Raw genomic sequence first — 15,548 nt, 5'->3', positions numbered from 1 at the left:
TAGATTCGTTTAGTAATTTTGTTAGTTAGTTTTATATAAAAGAGAGGTTGAATTCCCCCTGTCCCAATTTACCTACGGCAAATATGTGAACAAAATTCTTAAAAAAAAAATGATTTGCTATTGAATTTCTAGAATTTTTTTCCCATGTTTAAGCTCTTGTCGAAACTACGAAAAAATATTTAATAATCCCTATGAAAATCGATGAAATACAAATAAGAGTGAGATATGGTGAAACAGATCAAATGGGTGTCGTTTATCATGGTAATTACGCATTATACCTTGAAATGGGGAGAATAGAATGGTTGCGAAAATTAGGGGTTTCTTATAAAAATATGGAAGAAAAAGGTGTTATGTTACCTGTAGTTTCTTTAAGTATAAACTATAAAAAATCAGCGAGTTATGATGATGTAATTAATGTAAAAACTCAACTAAAAAAAAGACCTACGGCTAAGATTGAATTTGAGTATGAAATCACTAATAATAAAGGGGAGGTTTTAACAACGGCCCATACTACTTTAGTGTTTATTGATATAAAAACGAATAGACCAGTAAGGGCTCCAAAATATCTTTTAGATCTTCTAGTTGATTAATTTTTTTATGTCAATTTCAAAGAGATGGTTAAAAGTTTCAAAAATAGATTGTGCATCTTTTTTTCTCACTGAAACAGTAATTTTACAATTCATTTCTAATACCTGATTGATAATCTTTAAGTTTTTCTCCTTAATAATGCGCATGACTTTATTCATGTTTTTATAGTCAAATGAAATCAGGTAATCTATATTTATAGTCTTTACCAATATATTAGAGTGTTCTAATGCTATTTGTGCTGCAGTTTTATAGGCATTAATTAAGCCGCCAACACCTAATTTAACGCCGCCAAAATATCGAACCACAACAATTAAAATATTAGTAACTTCAAAAGATTGTATTTGCCCATAAATAGGCATACCTGCGGAATTGCTAGGTTCTCCATCATCATTTGCGCGATAAGAAATAGTTTCTGTTCCTAGTTGATAGGCATAGCACCAATGTCTTGCTGCATGATGTTTCTTTTTTAATTTTTCTAAATAAAATTTTGTATCATCTTCATTTAATACAGGAAATGCATATCCAAAGAATTTACTATTTTTATCTTTAAATAAAACTTCTTCAGAAGCCATTTCTATAGTTTTGTATGTGTCTTTTTCAGTCAAAAAAATTAGAATAAATTGCTTTTAATTTTAAACATATTGCTTACATCTTCTGTTTCAGGGGTAATGTTCCAGGTTTTGAGACCTAAAGATTTTGCGGTATTAATGTTATCTGTATTATCATCGATAAAAAGGCATTCTTCTGCGTTTAATTTATTATCACTTAAAACAAATTCAAAAATGTCTTGATTTGGTTTTCTTAATTGTATTTCGTGTGATAAATAAAAAGCATCAAAACAGCTTTTAAATTCTTCATAAATAGGAATCTGTTTTTTAATCCAATTAATATGAAGGCTATTTGTGTTGCTTAATAGTATGAGTTTGTAATTTGAATCTGATTTAAGTTGTTTTAAAAAATCTAAGCGATGTTCGGGAAAATCTTTTAATATAAAATTCCAAACGTCAATTAATTCATCATTTGAAAGTTTTGGGAAATTTTCAGTGTAGAACTCAAGAAACTCATCGGTTGAAATAAGTCCTTGTTCGTAAAAACTATTAAAAGCAATCATTTCTTCAGAAAATGATTCAATTTCAAAAGTTTTAAGAGCTTGCTGTGTGGCACCTTCTATATCCAAATTAATAAATACGTTCCCGAAATCGAAAATAATAGTTTTAATCATTTTTGTAAATTTTAAGAATATCAGACATCATTTTTTTTTCAGAAATTAATTTACCTAAAAGTTTAGGAGCATTTATACCTTCTTTAAATTCAATATTTCCTTTAAAAACTCTTGCTTCATCCCATAAATTTTCATCGATAAAGGTTTGCAGCGTTTTTTTACCACCTTCCACAATCACAGATGTGATATCATTTTTATATAAAACAGCACAGATTTGTTGAGAAACGTTCTTGCTAAAATCTATATTACTTTCGCTTATTACAATCGTTTTAGCTTCACTATTAAAAATAGAGAATTCTTTGGAGAGTTTTAGGCTTTTATCTAAAACAACTCGAATAGGGTGCTTGCCTTTCCAATCTCTAACTGTTAGGCTTGGGTTGTCCTGTAAAACAGTATTCGTGCCAACTAAAATGGCCTGCTCTTCTGATCGCCATTTATGAACTAATTGTCTTGAGTACTTATTAGTAATCCAAACTGGTTTTTGTTCTTTTCTGGTTTTTGGTGCTATAAAGCCATCATTGGTTTCAGCCCATTTTAAAATAATATATGGGCGTTTTTTATTATGAAATGTAAAAAAACGTTTATGGTGTTCTTTGCATGCTTTCTCTAAAACCCCAACCGTAACATTTCGATTGGCATCTATAAGTTTTTTAATGCCTTTGCCTGCGACTTTTATATTGTCATCTATGCAGCCAATAACTATATTTGGGATTTTGTGGCTAATAATGAGGTCGCTACAAGGTGGTGTTTTTCCATAATGCGAACAAGGTTCAAGAGTTACATATATAGTAGCTTCTTTTAATAAGGATTTGTTTGAGACAGAATTTATAGCGTTAACTTCCGCATGATTACCACCATAAGGGCTTGTATAACCTTCTCCTATGATTTTGTTTTTATAAACAATAACAGAACCAACCATAGGGTTTGGGCTAGTAGAACCTAAACCATTTTTAGCAATTTCTATACAACGTTTTATGTATGTTTCGTGGTTAGCCAATTACTTATGTTTTAATTTTTACATCTTCAGTCTTGTCAATATAATAGGTGTACGAAAAGCCTAAAATTTTATATACGATATTCCCTTTATATTGTACTTTAATTTTTTTGCTAAATAGGCTACCAATTAATCCGCCAAGGTTTTTGTTGCTGAAAATACTATCGGTTGGAATATTTGCTTTTAATGGAATTGAAAATTCTTTTTTTGCAGGCACTTCAAAGCTTTCGGTTGATATGGTTGCCATTTCATTATTATTAATATAAACTTTTATTTCATCAGTTTTTAATTCGCCACCAATATCATTTGGGTTTATAAAAAAGGCATCAGCAGTAAAGGTTATATGCTTTGCGGTAGATTCTTGTACTTTAATATTTTCAACGTATAAAAATTCTGGTTTTTCGTTCACAGAGCAGCTAATAAAAACAAATAACATTGTTGATAAAATAATGATATTCCTCATTCTACTTTTTTTAGATTTAAGTATCTTCACTTGCATAAAATGCATACTTTTAAAAGTGAGTAAAGATACTATAGTTATTCGAGAAATTCAGCCTGAAGATAATGAACAAATAGAGCAGGTTATTAGAAATTGCTTTCATGAGTTTAAAATACCTTTAGAGGGTACAGCGTATTCTGATAAAGAAACCCCAAAAATGTTTGAATCTTACCAAAATAGTAATGATGTTTATTATGTGATTGATAATAGTGGAGCCATTTTAGGAGGAGGAGGAGTTAAGCCTTTAGTAGATTTTGAAACTGATATTTGTGAAATTCAGAAGATGTATTTTTCGCCAAAAGTAAGGGGGAAAGGTTATGGTAAATTGATGTTTGAAACGTGTTTACAAGCTGCTAAAAAGTTAGGATATAAACAATGTTATTTAGAATCTGCTCCGCAACTTAAAGCGGCTATTCATATTTATGAAAGTTACGGTTTTAAACATTTAAAAGAAGCATTAGGAAGTACAGGGCACTATTCTTGTGGTGTATGGATGATAAAGGACTTATGAGGTTAAAAGGCGTTCAAGATGTATTTCATAAAGAACTAGGAGCTATTTATGAAAAAGAAGAAATAGATAGTTTCTTTTATGTTTTAATTGAGGCTTATTATACAGTAACTAGAATGCAATTGGCTTTGCGGCCGGACTATAAGGTTGCTAATTATGATGTTATTTTAAACGCTTTAAGGTTATTGAAAAAAGAACAGCCTATACAATATATATTAGGAGACATGGAGTTTTATGGATTGCCTTTTAAGGTAAATAATGATGTGTTAATTCCAAGGCCAGAAACAGAAGAATTAGTAGAGTGGGTTATAAAACAGGTTGATAACAAACAACAAACAGCTAATAACTACACAATATTGGATATTGGTACTGGTAGTGGGTGTATTGCCGTTTCTTTAGCTAAGAGCCTGCCAAAGGTAAAAGTTTATGCTTTGGATGTTAGCAAGGAAGCGCTTAAAATAGCTGAGCAAAATGCCGAATTGAATAATGTAGCCATTGAATTTATTGAAGCAAATATCCTAGATACAGAGACCTTTAACTCTGATTTTAAAAACTTAAAATTTGATATTATCGTATCCAATCCACCATATGTTCGTGAGCAAGAAAAAGAATTTATGAAACCAAATGTCATAAATAATGAACCGCATTTGGCATTATTTGTAAAAGATGAAAAACCGTTGCAGTTTTATGAGGCTATTACACAATTTGCTCTAGGTAATTTAAAAGATAAAGGATTGTTATTTTTTGAAATAAACGAGTATTTAGGGAATGATATGATTCAATTACTTAAAAAGAACAACTTCAATAATATAAAATTAAAACAAGATATCTTTAAAAAAGATAGAATGATAAAAGGGGAGAAAACTAATGAGTAGTATTCAAAATAAAATTAACGAATTAAGAGCATCACTTAGAGAACATAATTACAATTATTATGTGCTTGATAATGCAACAATATCTGATTATGATTTCGATATAAAGCTTCAAGAGCTTCAAGATCTTGAAGCTAAACATCCTGAGTTTTTTGATGCTAATTCTCCAACACAGCGAGTTGGTGGAGGGGTTACTAAGAATTTTGAAACGATTGCACATGAGCACCGCATGTATTCTTTAGATAATTCCTATTCAAAAGAAGACTTGCAGGATTGGGAAACCCGTATTAAAAAATTGGTAGATGGAGACATTCAATATACTTGCGAATTAAAATATGATGGTGCATCTATTAGTCTAACTTATGAAAATGGCAGTCTAGCCAGAGCAGTTACAAGAGGGGATGGATTTCAAGGAGATAATGTAACAGTAAATATAAAAACTATTAAATCGGTACCGTTACAGTTAAAAGGTGACGGATACCCTGCAAAATTTGATATAAGAGGTGAAATTGTATTGCCTTTTGACGGTTTTAATAAGATGAATGAAGAGCGTATTGAAATTGGGGAAGAACCTTATAGAAACCCAAGGAACACGGCTTCAGGAAGTTTAAAACTTCAAGATAGTGCAGAGGTAGCTAAACGACCACTAGAATGTATGCTTTATAACATAACGGGTTCTAATTTAGGCATCCAAACACAATTTGAAAGTTTAGAAAAAGCAAGAGCATGGGGTTTTAAAGTACCGAAGGCCGCAAAACTTACTAACTCTATTGATGAGGTTCTGGAGTTTGTGGATTATTGGAATGTGAATCGTCACGATTTACCTTATGAGACTGACGGTGTTGTTGTAAAAGTAAACAGTTTGCAGCAGCAAGAAGAGTTAGGTTATACGGCTAAAGCGCCAAGATGGGCAATGGCGTATAAGTTTAAAGCGGAGCAAGTATCAACAAAACTGAATAGTATTACATACCAAGTTGGGCGTACAGGTGCGATTACACCGGTAGCTAATTTAGAACCTGTGGAATTAGCAGGAACTACTGTAAAACGTGCCTCTTTACATAATGCAGACCAAATAGAAAAATTGGATATACGAGTAGGAGACACCGTGTATGTTGAAAAAGGAGGGGAAATTATTCCAAAAATTCTGGGTGTAGATTTAAGTAAACGGAATAATCCCTCAGAACCAACACAATATATTACTAGTTGTCCGGAGTGTGAAACAGAACTCATAAGACAGGAAGGAGAAGCACAGCATTATTGTCCTAATTATAATGGTTGCAGTCCACAGATAATAGGGAGGATTCAACATTTTATATCGAGGAAAGCTATGGATATTGATGGGCTAGGAGGGGAGACCGTAGCTCTTTTAGTAAATGAAGGTTTGATTTCTAATTACTCAGATTTGTATGAATTAACTAAAGAGGAAGTTATCCCTTTAGAAAGAATGGCGGAAAAAAGTGCTGATAATTTAATTCAAGGTATAGAGTTATCTAAGAATATTCCTTTTGAGCGCGTTCTATTTGCTTTAGGAATTCGATATGTAGGGGAGACAGTTGCTAAGAAATTGGCAAAGCATTATAAAAGTATTGATGCTATAGCAGGTGCTACTCAAGAGGGTTTGGTGAATGTTGATGAGATAGGCGTTAAGATTGCGGAAAGTGTAAGTGTATTTTTTAGTTCAGAAATAAACTTACATATAATTAATAGGTTGCAGCAATTTGGAGTTCAATTAGAATTATCTGCCGAACAACTAATCGGTCAAACTAATATATTAAAAGGAGATATAATTGTGGTTTCTGGTGTTTTTGAAAGTGTGTCCCGAAATGAACTTAAAAAACTAATTGAAGATAACGGAGGAAAGTTAAGTAGTTCCATTTCTTCTAAAACAAGTTATATTGTTGCAGGTAGTAATATGGGGCCTAGTAAAAAGGAAAAAGCAAATCAATTAGGGGTGCTTTTAATAAATGAACATGAATTCTTACAAAGAATCCAATAATCTATATAAATAATCGACGAAAAGTATTTTTAATCGATAAAAAGTGTTTTTTTATCGATTAATTGTAAAATTTATCTATATTTGTGCAATAACTAAAAATCGCTATTATGTACAAGTCGAAAGTCTTGGTGGGTTTTGTTTTATTAGTGTATATATTATTTGCTATTTATGAATTTAATGGTAATGAAGCAATTGCGCTTTGTTTGGATTGTATGATTGTTCCATTAATAGCTTTAATTTATGTGATTTTCGCCGAAAGAAAAAATACATTCTTTTTGTTGTTTATTATATGTTATTCAGTCTCAGACTTGATGGGGGTCATAATTCCTTATGTACCAAGTAGCAAAGAGATTGATTTAAATCAAATTGATTATTTTGTTGGTAATATATTGTTTATACTAGCATATGTCTTTTTAGTTGTAAAAATTGGTAAATCACTCAGTCTAATATATGTATTTAGGAATTTTAAAATCCATTTGGTTGTTTTGACAATTTTGAATGTATACTTGGTATATGTTTTACAGGTCATATTGAGTCCTAGCATAAGTATGCTAAATGAATATTATCTAGAGATGATATATAATATTGTCATGCTACTATTATTGTCTGTGGCATTATTAAATTATTTTTATAGGGATAATAAAAAATCTTTGTATTTATTTATAGGGGCACTGTGTATTGTGTTTTCTGAGGTTATGCAGGTTGCGTATTTCTATATTGCGGAAAGGAGTTTGCTTAATTTCATTTCTACTACGCTCACTTTAATTGCTTTTTACTTTTTCTACCAACAATCAAAATTATTAAATGAGTTGAATGAAGAAGAAAAGTATATGGTAATGGAGTAAAGTCCTATACTGTCTTTTTGATAAAAGGGATATCGTTTTTATAAACATAAAGAATTACTGCAGAAAGAATAAATGTAACAATGGCGGTAATGAATAAAATACCTCCATCGTTATTTACTACAATTCCAAGTTGTGTTAAATGCATGAAAATAGCTCCACCAATAACACCTAAAGTAAGCGTAGCTCCCATCCATATTGTTTTAGGAATAAGTAATAGTATACCGGCAATAAGCTCTAAAATTCCAATACCAATTCTGCCATATGGCTCTAAACCAACATGACTAAAAATGAACACACTGTCTGGATGTGCTGTAAATTTGAAACGCAATGTTTGTATTAAAATAGCAGCAACAATTAATCTTAAGACTAGAGGAAAATATCTTTTCATTTTGTATGGAATTTAGAAATTTAAAATTTAGACGTAATTATTATTGTTACTTACCAATTGTTAATTCAATTTTATAGACAAACGGTTGCTTTTTAATTAAAAATCGATAAAAAGCACGTTTTTATCGTTGAAATAAAATTATATTTTTATATTTGGAATAACCTACTAACCTTAAAAATCATGAAAAATTGGTTTAACCTTACTTTTAATAAAGTATTTTTTGGTGCTTTATTAGGATTAATAGCAATAAATTTTTTTGTTACTTTTACTCAGGATTCATTAATGTTAAAGTCTACAATGGCTTTGTTTATCCCCGTTTTTTTAATATTTTATCTTGTTAAGTATAAATCTTTAAGAGTCGTCTTTATTTCTTTTTTACTGTTTTCGTTTCTTGGAGATATGTCTTTAACTTTTTTTTCAAATGAAACTTTTGTTAAAGTCTCTAGCATTCTTTACTTTTTAAGTTATTTGTATTTAATTACTATGGTTATACCTAAGTTTAAGTTATTAAAAGTTGGCAAATTAATAGGCGCCTATTTACTCGGTGTTTTTGTGATAAATATATTCTTTTTATATACTTTGTATAGTATATTAAAAGTTGTTATTCCAGATCATACCGAGGTGCTTTTGTTTGGTTTAAAAAGTTTATCTTTAATTGTATTAGCTTTTATATCTTTTGGTGTTTATCTAAATACGCAAACAAAGCAATCTATATTATTTTTAGTTGCCGTAGTTTTTATGGCTTTTTCTACAATTTTAAACTATGTTAATCTTTATTATTTATATCATTGGAGTTTTGAAATGATGTACAGAACTCTTTATGGAGTTGGGCTTTATTTTATTTTCAGATACATTATAGCCGATAATAAATACAAAAAAACTATTTATGAGTTAAGAGAAAGACTATCCTCAGAGAATATTTTGGCTTAAACAATTATTGAAGTTCCATTTGCTGAAATGTTTTTATCAGAATCAAAGTAAAAATCAATTTTTCCAAGATTGATACCGTAACAACCAACTTGGTTTACGAGCATATTTTTTCCTTCAATATTTTTAACAATGGTAGGTTTTGATAAAAAAGTATGCGTATGTCCGCCAATAATTAAATCAATATCTTTTGTAGCAGCTGCCAATTTTAAATCACTTATTTTATTAGAGTTCTTTCCGTAATCATATCCTAAATGTGATAAGCAAATTATTAAATCGCAATGTTCTTCTGTTCTCAAAATTCTGGACATATCTTGAGAAATCTCAATCGGGTCTAAATATTTGGTCTCTTTAAACATGGACGGATCAACCAAACCATTTAATTCTATTCCAAGTCCAAAAACGCCTATTTTGAGGCCATCCTTTTTAAATACTTTGTAAGGCTTGGTATGTGTATTCATTATGGTATTAGAGAAGTCGTAGTTGGCAGAAACAAATTGGAATTCAGCATGTTCTAGTTGTGCATACAAACCATCAATGCCATTATCAAAATCATGATTACCTATAGTGGCAGCATCGTATTTTAATTTGCTCATTAATTTAAATTCCAATTCACCTCCATAATAATTAAAATAGGGTGTGCCTTGAAAAATATCCCCAGCATCTAATAAAAGCGTATTCGGATTTTCATTTCTAATGGATTCAATGAGACTGGCTCTTCTGGCAACACCTCCTTTATTTGCATTCCTGCCATCTTCAGGCCCAAAAGCATCAATGTGACTATGTACATCGTTAGTATGTACAATCGTTATTTTTTTAGTCGTAGTATTAGTTGTAAAAGATTGTAAGCCTAAACTACCGAGTGCTGCTAATGCGGTTCCTGCTGATGCTTGTTGTATAAAATCTCTACGCTTCATTTACTTCTTATTTTATTTGAATAAATCTGTCATCAATTACAGGGTTGATGGTATCAACCTTTCTAAAATTATCAATTAAAGCATTTCTAATTTTATAATTTAAAACATAAAGACTGTCATTTGTTTTAAAAAATGTCATGCTGTCTCCTCCATTATATAAATAGTCATTAGTGGCAACATAATATATTTTGTTAGATTTAATGTCTTTATCTTTTATTTTAGCTTCAACTATTTCATCATTTTCATTTATTACTAATTTGAGTTTAGATATAGGATGGGCTCTTTTTTTTTTAATTAAATAATTCACTAAACGGTCTACCTGGTTGCTTTTTAAAGCGACTACTACAATGCTATTTTCAAAAGGCATCAACTGATAAGCGGTTCTTTTTGTTACATTTCCTTTAGATAAAACAGACCGGATGCCTCCATAGTTAAGGAGTACCATATCAATATTTTTACCCGTTCTTTTCTTAAAAATAGGATTGGCTTCACTATAAATTGCATCAGCCATAAAATTCCCAATAGCCGTATTAAGTTTTCCGTCAGATTTAGAAAAGGTGTTAGCGGAATAAGCTAAAATACTATCTAAATCTTTTTGAATATGATCTCTATAGGGTTTTATGTAGGATTCAATTTTAGAATCAACCGGCAGTGTGTCAGTAATTTGAATTTGCTTTCCTTCAATTTTTGTTAACTCTAATTTGGGGTGTTTGCAACCCAAAAGATTAAAAAAATATAACAAAAAAATTAAATGTGTTAACCTCATGTATAAACGAATATTTTGAATGTACTTTTGCTACCTTTGCGCAAAGCATAAAGATAAATGATTTTAAAAGGTTTTAAAGAAAAATCTAACAAAAAGCACTTGAACAAATTGTTATCAGAAAGAGAAGTAAACATTACTGATAAGAAGATTGAGAGCTTAGGGGTTATCTTAAATATTGATGAAATTGATGACTTTAAACTATTTAGAGTATTTGCCGATTTTTTAAAAATTCGCGATAATAAATTAAAGATCATTGCTTTTTCTGAAAATGATAAAGATACTTTAACAACATGGGATGTTTGTTTTAACCCTAAAGATTTTGGTTGGAAAGGCATCATTAAGAATGTAGAATTGCAGACATTTTTAGATACTAAATATGATGCTTTAGTTAGTTATTATACAAAAGATGTTTTAGAACTAAAGATGATGACTGCAAAATCTAAAGCACAATTTAAAATCGGTATCGTGCAAAGTGATGAGCGCTTAAACGATTTAATTATTAAAACTAAGATGAAAGAATTCGACGTATTTAAAGAAGAGACTATTAAATACCTAACCATATTAAATAAAATTTAGAATGAATAGTAAGTTTTTAGGAACTGGAGTTGCTTTGGTTACACCTTTTAAATCAGATTTAAGTGTAGACCATAATGCCCTGGCAAATATTGTTAACTTTAATATTGATAATGGCACCGATTACCTTGTGATTTGTGGTACAACAGGAGAGAGTGTAACACTTACCAAGCAAGAAAAAAAGGAAGTAATAAAAACCATTTCCGATACTAATAATGGTCGTGTGCCAATGGTTTTGGGAATAGGTGGAAGTAATACTGCAGCAGTTATTGAAGAAATAAAAACAACAGACTTAAGTCAGATGGATGCCGTTTTGTCTGTGTCTCCTTATTATAGTAAACCAACTCAAGAAGGTGTATATCAGCATTTTAAAGCCATTTCGGAAGCATCACCAGTAGATATCATTTTGTATAATGTTCCTGGCAGAACTTCAAAAAACATGGAGCCAGAGACGACTATAAGACTAGCTAACGATTTCGAAAATATTGTAGGTATTAAAGAAGCAGGAAACAATGTATCTCAATATTTAGAGTTATTAAAGAACAAGCCGGAAGATTTTTTAATTATTTCGGGTGATGATGATTTGGCCTTAGGAATTGTTTTGGCAGGTGGAGCAGGAGTGGTTTCCGTTATTGGGCAGGCATTTCCTAAAGAGTTTTCAGAGATGATACGCTTGGGGTTAAAAGACGAAGGAAAAGAAGCATATAAAATTCATTATAAATTAATGGATGTTGTTGGTTATATTTTTGAGGAGAATAATCCAGCTGGAATTAAAGCCGTTTTTGAAGCATTAAATTTATGTCAAGATAGCGTAAGATTACCTCTAGTTATGGCATCTAATGAGTTAAAAGAAAAGATAAAAGCTTTTGTAAATAAGTTTTAATATCAATGAGGAAAGGTATATGATTGTTAAATAATACTTAAACCTTATGATTACTGACTTTAAGCAGTTATTTTAGCTTTGAAATAATATTTTTTAAATCCATATTAATAACTTAATTTTGCATTCTGTTTAAAAATTTTTTTGAAAAAAGCATAACTAAAATTTTGATATTGTTCGAGATACAAACAATGCTAATAACATTCGATCTTTTTAAACAGAGAAAAATAACAAATGAAAAAGCTTTTTTACATATTAATAATAGTTACTGTTTTTAGCAGTTGTAGTGAATATCAAAAGACACTAAAATCTGAAAGTATTGCTGATAAATTTAAAGTAGGTGAAGCACTTTATAATGAAGGTAAGTTTTCAAAGGCCAATAGGCTTTTTGCACAAATAGTCCCAAGTTATAGAGGAAAACCGCAAGCTGAAAAACTAATGTATTTGTATTCTAATTCATTTTACAAAATGAAAGATTACTACGTTGCTGGTTATCAATTTGAGCGTTTTGCATCTAGCTACCCAAAAAGTGAGAAGTTAGAAGAGGCCTCTTTTTTAAGTGCAAAAAGTTATTATATGTTGTCCCCTGTTTATAGTAAAGACCAAACAGAAACAAAAGAAGCTATTGAGAAACTTCAAGAGTTTATAAATTTATTCACAGAGTCTGAATATCTTCCTGAAGCTAATAAATTAGTTAAAGAACTAGATTTTAAACTAGAAAAGAAAGCATACAGTATAGCAAAACAATATAATCGTATATCTGATTATCCGGCATCTATAAAATCCTTTGATAATTTTATTTTTGATTTCCCGGGATCTACACTTCGTGAGGAGGCATTATTTTATAGATTAGATTCTGCTTACAGGTTGGCTATTAATAGTAGAGAATACAAAAAGACCATTGAGGGAATAATAGTCCCTTTAAAAAAGAATCGTCTTAATACAGCAAAAGAATATTATATTTCATTTAAAAAACTATATGTTAACTCTAAACATATAGAAGAAGCTAATGTTATGGCAACGGCTTTAGATGAAGAATTAAAAAATTATAGCACTAAAAGTTAAATAACAATGACAATGGATTTAAAAAAAACCAATGCTCCAGTTAATACAGTAACGTACGACAGAAATCAAATTGACGAACCAACAGAGAATATCTATGAGTCGATTTCTATAATCTCTAGACGTGCAGAACAAATTAACACAGAGATTAAAAAAGAACTTATTGATAAGTTGGAAGAATTTGCAACTTATAATGATAGTCTTGAAGAAATCTTTGAAAATAAAGAGCAAATTGAGGTTTCTAAATTTTACGAAAAGCTACCAAAACCTCATGCATTAGCTGTTCAAGAATGGTTAACTGATAAAATTTATTTTAGAAATACTGAGGAAGATTCTCAGTAATAATTTTTAAAATGTAATGTCAATACTAAGCGGCAAAAATATACTATTAGGCATCAGTGCTGGTATTGCCGCTTATAAAACAGCTTCATTAGTAAGGTTATTTATAAAGGCAGGTGCTAACGTAAAAGTAGTTATGACACCAGCTTCTAAAGATTTTATAACACCTTTAACCTTATCAACACTTTCAAAACATCCTGTATACTCATCTTTTACAAATGAAGAAGATGATAATGCTGTGTGGAATAACCATGTAGACTTAGGATTATGGGCAGATGTTTTTGTAATTGCCCCGGCAACAGCTAATACACTTTCTAAAATGGTAAATGGCACAAGTGATAACTTGTTGCTAGCAACATATTTGTCGGCAAAATGCGCTGTGTATTTTGCACCGGCTATGGACTTAGATATGTATAAGCACCCAAGTACCGTTAGCTCTTTCAATACTTTAAAAGATTTTGGAAATATCATGATACCAGCTACAAGTGGGGAATTAGCGAGTGGTTTAGTAGGTGAAGGTAGAATGGCAGAACCTGAAGATATTGTTGCTTTTATTGAAAATGATATTTTAGATAAACTCCCTTTAAAAGGAAAAAAAATCCTGATAACTGCTGGACCAACTCACGAAGCTATTGACCCAGTTCGTTTCATAGGAAATCATTCAAGTGGAAAAATGGGGTTTGAAATAGCTAAAGCAGCAGCAAACCTCGGAGCTGAAGTTATTTTAGTTACAGGGCCAACGCATCAAGAGGTTATACATACTTTGATACAGACAATTCCTGTTACTAGCGCACAAGATATGTATGAATCGGTGCATATGTATTTTAAAGATGTAGATGTCGCTATACTTTCTGCGGCTGTAGCCGATTTTAAACCAAAAGAAGTTGCTTCTCAAAAAATAAAAAAGAAAGAACCGACGTTAACTTTAGAATTAGAGAAAACTAAAGATATTTTAGCATCTTTGGGTGCCATTAAAAATAATCAATATTTAGTTGGATTTGCATTGGAAACGAATAATGAACTTGAAAATGCAAAAGGAAAATTAAAAAGAAAGAATTTAAATTTAATTGTCTTAAATTCGTTAAAAGATAAAGGCGCTGGTTTTAAAAATGATACCAATAAAGTTACTTTTATTGATGATAAAGAAGCTGTTACTGAGTTTAAGTTAAAACCTAAAGCAGCCGTCGCTAAAGACTTATTAAGTAAAATTATAGAACAGATACATGCGTAATATTTTCGTTGTTTTAATATTTTGTCTGGGAATTAAAGGATTTTCGCAAGAACTAAATTGTAGTGTTGTTGTTAATGCACAACAAACGGGAAACGAAAATTTTCCAATTTTTAAAACTCTGGAAAAACAACTAAATGAGTTTATAAACAATACTAAATGGACTAAAAAAACATTTAAAGCTCAAGAGCGTATAGACTGTAGCTTGATTATTAATATTACTAATTATAGCGGTGAATCATTTCAAGCGACTATTCAGGCACAATCATCACGTCCAATTTTTGGTTCGTCGTTTAGCACACCAATCTATAATTTTAATGATAAAGATTTTAATTTTAGATATTTAGAATTTCAAAATCTAATTTTCAACCCCAATCAATTTGAATCTAATTTAGTATCCGTATTAGCATACCATGTTTATATGATTTTAGCTCTAGATGCAGATTCTTTTTCTAGAAAAGGGGGAGACCCTTATTATACCCAAGCACGGATGATCACAAATTATTCACAACAAGGTAATTTTAAAGGCTGGAAATTAGAAGATGGTTTACAAAGTAGATTTGCGCTTATAGATAATGTTCTGTCTCCGACTTTTAAAGAATACAGAGAGGTTTTATATACGTATCACAGAGATGGTCTAGATGTTATGAGTGAGAATGCGAAAGAAGGAAAAGAAAAGGTTGCTGCTTCTTTGAAACTATTTCAGGCTATGAATAGCCGTAGACCAAACTCTTTTGTACTACGTACTTTTTTCGATGCTAAAGCTGATGAGATTGGACAGATCTTTAGCGGTGGCCCCAATGTAAATATAGCCAGTATAAAGGAAGTGCTTCAAAAAGTAGCACCTATGCATAATAGTAAATGGCAAAATATTAAGTTTTAAGTGACTCTATATTTAAAACGCTTTCATTATATTTATTTTCAGAAATTAAACACAAAAATAC

General features: G+C 30.6%; 19 protein-coding genes. 12 read left to right on the top strand and 7 right to left on the bottom strand.

Features of this window, described 5'->3' with window-relative positions; translation table 11 throughout:
* Positions 1–191 precede the first annotated feature (191 nt).
* Entirely contained in the window at positions 192–590 is a 399-nt protein-coding gene (locus Q4Q47_RS20025) for an acyl-CoA thioesterase (RefSeq protein ID WP_303308425.1), read from the top strand.
* On the opposite strand, the gene Q4Q47_RS20020 is transcribed toward Q4Q47_RS20025, so the two are convergent.
* Genes Q4Q47_RS20020 through Q4Q47_RS20005 form a run of 4 tightly spaced genes read right to left on the bottom strand, consistent with a single transcriptional unit; the run spans position 579 to position 3,267 of the window.
* Positions 579–1,160 carry an IMPACT family protein gene (locus tag Q4Q47_RS20020; RefSeq protein ID WP_303308424.1) on the bottom strand — a complete coding sequence of 194 codons (582 nt, stop codon included), beginning with the start codon at positions 1,158–1,160 and terminating at the stop codon, positions 579–581. The genes Q4Q47_RS20025 and Q4Q47_RS20020 overlap by 12 nt on opposite strands.
* A 38-nt stretch (positions 1,161–1,198) precedes the next feature.
* Positions 1,199–1,810, bottom strand: coding sequence for an HAD family hydrolase (locus Q4Q47_RS20015; RefSeq protein WP_303308423.1), 612 nt, complete (start codon positions 1,808–1,810; stop codon positions 1,199–1,201).
* Entirely contained in the window at positions 1,803–2,807 is a 1,005-nt protein-coding gene (gene ribD, locus Q4Q47_RS20010; protein ID WP_303308422.1) for a bifunctional diaminohydroxyphosphoribosylaminopyrimidine deaminase/5-amino-6-(5-phosphoribosylamino)uracil reductase RibD, read from the bottom strand. Before ribD ends, Q4Q47_RS20015 begins: the two co-directional genes overlap by 8 nt.
* 4 nt (positions 2,808–2,811) lie before the next feature.
* Positions 2,812–3,267, bottom strand: coding sequence for a hypothetical protein (locus Q4Q47_RS20005; RefSeq protein ID WP_303308421.1), 456 nt, complete (start codon positions 3,265–3,267; stop codon positions 2,812–2,814).
* A 55-nt stretch (positions 3,268–3,322) separates the two neighbouring features.
* Here Q4Q47_RS20005 and Q4Q47_RS20000 point away from each other — a divergent pair, with 55 nt between their 5' ends.
* The 4 genes from Q4Q47_RS20000 (at position 3,323) to Q4Q47_RS19985 (ending at position 7,524) form a co-directional block, all read left to right on the top strand.
* Entirely contained in the window at positions 3,323–3,814 is a 492-nt protein-coding gene (locus Q4Q47_RS20000; protein WP_303308420.1) for a GNAT family N-acetyltransferase, read from the top strand.
* A complete protein-coding gene (prmC, locus tag Q4Q47_RS19995; protein WP_303308419.1) occupies positions 3,793–4,686 on the top strand; it encodes a peptide chain release factor N(5)-glutamine methyltransferase in 894 nt (297 codons plus the stop codon). The genes Q4Q47_RS20000 and prmC overlap by 22 nt, the downstream gene beginning before the upstream one ends.
* Positions 4,679–6,679, top strand: a complete 2,001-nt coding sequence (gene ligA / locus Q4Q47_RS19990) for an NAD-dependent DNA ligase LigA (RefSeq protein ID WP_303308418.1) — start codon at positions 4,679–4,681, stop codon at positions 6,677–6,679. Before prmC ends, ligA begins: the two co-directional genes overlap by 8 nt.
* A 107-nt stretch (positions 6,680–6,786) precedes the next feature.
* A complete protein-coding gene (locus Q4Q47_RS19985; RefSeq protein WP_303308417.1) occupies positions 6,787–7,524 on the top strand; it encodes a hypothetical protein in 738 nt (245 codons plus the stop codon).
* Between the two features lie 4 nt (positions 7,525–7,528).
* Here Q4Q47_RS19985 and Q4Q47_RS19980 read toward each other — a convergent pair whose 3' ends face one another.
* Entirely contained in the window at positions 7,529–7,912 is a 384-nt protein-coding gene (locus Q4Q47_RS19980; protein WP_303308416.1) for a DoxX family protein, read from the bottom strand.
* 180 nt (positions 7,913–8,092) lie between these two features.
* Here Q4Q47_RS19980 and Q4Q47_RS19975 point away from each other — a divergent pair, with 180 nt between their 5' ends.
* Positions 8,093–8,842: a hypothetical protein gene (locus Q4Q47_RS19975; RefSeq protein WP_303308415.1), complete on the top strand. Its 750-nt coding sequence runs from the start codon at positions 8,093–8,095 to the stop codon at positions 8,840–8,842.
* Here Q4Q47_RS19975 and Q4Q47_RS19970 read toward each other — a convergent pair.
* Positions 8,839–9,756, bottom strand: coding sequence for a bifunctional metallophosphatase/5'-nucleotidase (locus tag Q4Q47_RS19970; RefSeq protein WP_303308414.1), 918 nt, complete (start codon positions 9,754–9,756; stop codon positions 8,839–8,841). The two genes, Q4Q47_RS19975 and Q4Q47_RS19970, sit on opposite strands and share 4 nt — an antisense overlap.
* A 7-nt stretch (positions 9,757–9,763) precedes the next feature.
* The gene (locus Q4Q47_RS19965) at positions 9,764–10,522 is read right to left on the bottom strand and encodes a 5'-nucleotidase C-terminal domain-containing protein (protein ID WP_303308413.1); all 759 of its coding nucleotides are present in this window, start codon (positions 10,520–10,522) and stop codon (positions 9,764–9,766) included.
* A 57-nt stretch (positions 10,523–10,579) separates the two neighbouring features.
* Between Q4Q47_RS19965 and Q4Q47_RS19960 the strand changes: the two genes are divergently transcribed.
* From Q4Q47_RS19960 to porD, 6 genes are all read left to right on the top strand, one after another.
* Positions 10,580–11,098, top strand: coding sequence for a DUF6913 domain-containing protein (locus tag Q4Q47_RS19960; RefSeq protein WP_303308412.1), 519 nt, complete (start codon positions 10,580–10,582; stop codon positions 11,096–11,098).
* A 1-nt stretch (position 11,099) separates the two neighbouring features.
* Complete coding sequence (gene dapA / locus Q4Q47_RS19955; protein WP_303308411.1) at positions 11,100–11,978, top strand: 4-hydroxy-tetrahydrodipicolinate synthase; 879 nt, start codon at positions 11,100–11,102, stop codon at positions 11,976–11,978.
* Between the two features lie 231 nt (positions 11,979–12,209).
* A complete protein-coding gene (locus Q4Q47_RS19950) occupies positions 12,210–13,040 on the top strand; it encodes an outer membrane protein assembly factor BamD (protein WP_303308410.1) in 831 nt (276 codons plus the stop codon).
* Between the two features lie 12 nt (positions 13,041–13,052).
* A complete protein-coding gene (locus Q4Q47_RS19945) occupies positions 13,053–13,379 on the top strand; it encodes a DNA-directed RNA polymerase subunit omega (RefSeq protein WP_303308500.1) in 327 nt (108 codons plus the stop codon).
* Between the two features lie 16 nt (positions 13,380–13,395).
* On the top strand, positions 13,396–14,607 hold the full coding sequence (gene coaBC / locus Q4Q47_RS19940; RefSeq protein WP_303308408.1) for a bifunctional phosphopantothenoylcysteine decarboxylase/phosphopantothenate--cysteine ligase CoaBC: 1,212 nt from the start codon (positions 13,396–13,398) through the stop codon (positions 14,605–14,607).
* On the top strand, positions 14,600–15,487 hold the full coding sequence (gene porD, locus Q4Q47_RS19935) for a type IX secretion system protein PorD (RefSeq protein ID WP_303308407.1): 888 nt from the start codon (positions 14,600–14,602) through the stop codon (positions 15,485–15,487). The genes coaBC and porD overlap by 8 nt, the downstream gene beginning before the upstream one ends.
* The last annotated feature ends 61 nt before the right edge of the window (positions 15,488–15,548 follow it).

It is taken from the genome of Flavivirga spongiicola, assembly GCF_030540825.1.
Lineage (GTDB): Bacteria > Bacteroidota > Bacteroidia > Flavobacteriales > Flavobacteriaceae > Flavivirga > Flavivirga spongiicola.
Note: the sequence above shows the minus strand (reverse complement) of the source record. Positions and strands in the feature narration are given on the sequence as shown.

Bases quoted from the DNA above. Each gene is read 5' to 3' on its own strand.
- Q4Q47_RS19965 (WP_303308413.1), bottom strand. From the start codon at position 10,522: ATGAGGTTAACACATTTAATTTTTTTGTTATATTTTTTTAATCTTTTG.
- ligA (WP_303308418.1), top strand. From the start codon at position 4,679: ATGAGTAGTATTCAAAATAAAATTAACGAATTAAGAGCATCACTTAGA.
- Q4Q47_RS19960 (WP_303308412.1), top strand. From the start codon at position 10,580: ATGATTTTAAAAGGTTTTAAAGAAAAATCTAACAAAAAGCACTTGAAC.
- prmC (WP_303308419.1), top strand. From the start codon at position 3,793: ATGGATGATAAAGGACTTATGAGGTTAAAAGGCGTTCAAGATGTATTT.
- Q4Q47_RS19975 (WP_303308415.1), top strand. From the start codon at position 8,093: ATGAAAAATTGGTTTAACCTTACTTTTAATAAAGTATTTTTTGGTGCT.
- Q4Q47_RS20020 (WP_303308424.1), bottom strand. From the start codon at position 1,160: ATGGCTTCTGAAGAAGTTTTATTTAAAGATAAAAATAGTAAATTCTTT.
- Q4Q47_RS19985 (WP_303308417.1), top strand. From the start codon at position 6,787: ATGTACAAGTCGAAAGTCTTGGTGGGTTTTGTTTTATTAGTGTATATA.
- Q4Q47_RS20015 (WP_303308423.1), bottom strand. From the start codon at position 1,810: ATGATTAAAACTATTATTTTCGATTTCGGGAACGTATTTATTAATTTG.
- Q4Q47_RS19945 (WP_303308500.1), top strand. From the start codon at position 13,053: ATGGATTTAAAAAAAACCAATGCTCCAGTTAATACAGTAACGTACGAC.
- porD (WP_303308407.1), top strand. From the start codon at position 14,600: ATGCGTAATATTTTCGTTGTTTTAATATTTTGTCTGGGAATTAAAGGA.
- Q4Q47_RS19970 (WP_303308414.1), bottom strand. From the start codon at position 9,756: ATGAAGCGTAGAGATTTTATACAACAAGCATCAGCAGGAACCGCATTA.
- dapA (WP_303308411.1), top strand. From the start codon at position 11,100: ATGAATAGTAAGTTTTTAGGAACTGGAGTTGCTTTGGTTACACCTTTT.
- Q4Q47_RS19950 (WP_303308410.1), top strand. From the start codon at position 12,210: ATGAAAAAGCTTTTTTACATATTAATAATAGTTACTGTTTTTAGCAGT.
- Q4Q47_RS19980 (WP_303308416.1), bottom strand. From the start codon at position 7,912: ATGAAAAGATATTTTCCTCTAGTCTTAAGATTAATTGTTGCTGCTATT.
- Q4Q47_RS20005 (WP_303308421.1), bottom strand. From the start codon at position 3,267: ATGAGGAATATCATTATTTTATCAACAATGTTATTTGTTTTTATTAGC.
- coaBC (WP_303308408.1), top strand. From the start codon at position 13,396: ATGTCAATACTAAGCGGCAAAAATATACTATTAGGCATCAGTGCTGGT.
- Q4Q47_RS20025 (WP_303308425.1), top strand. From the start codon at position 192: ATGAAAATCGATGAAATACAAATAAGAGTGAGATATGGTGAAACAGAT.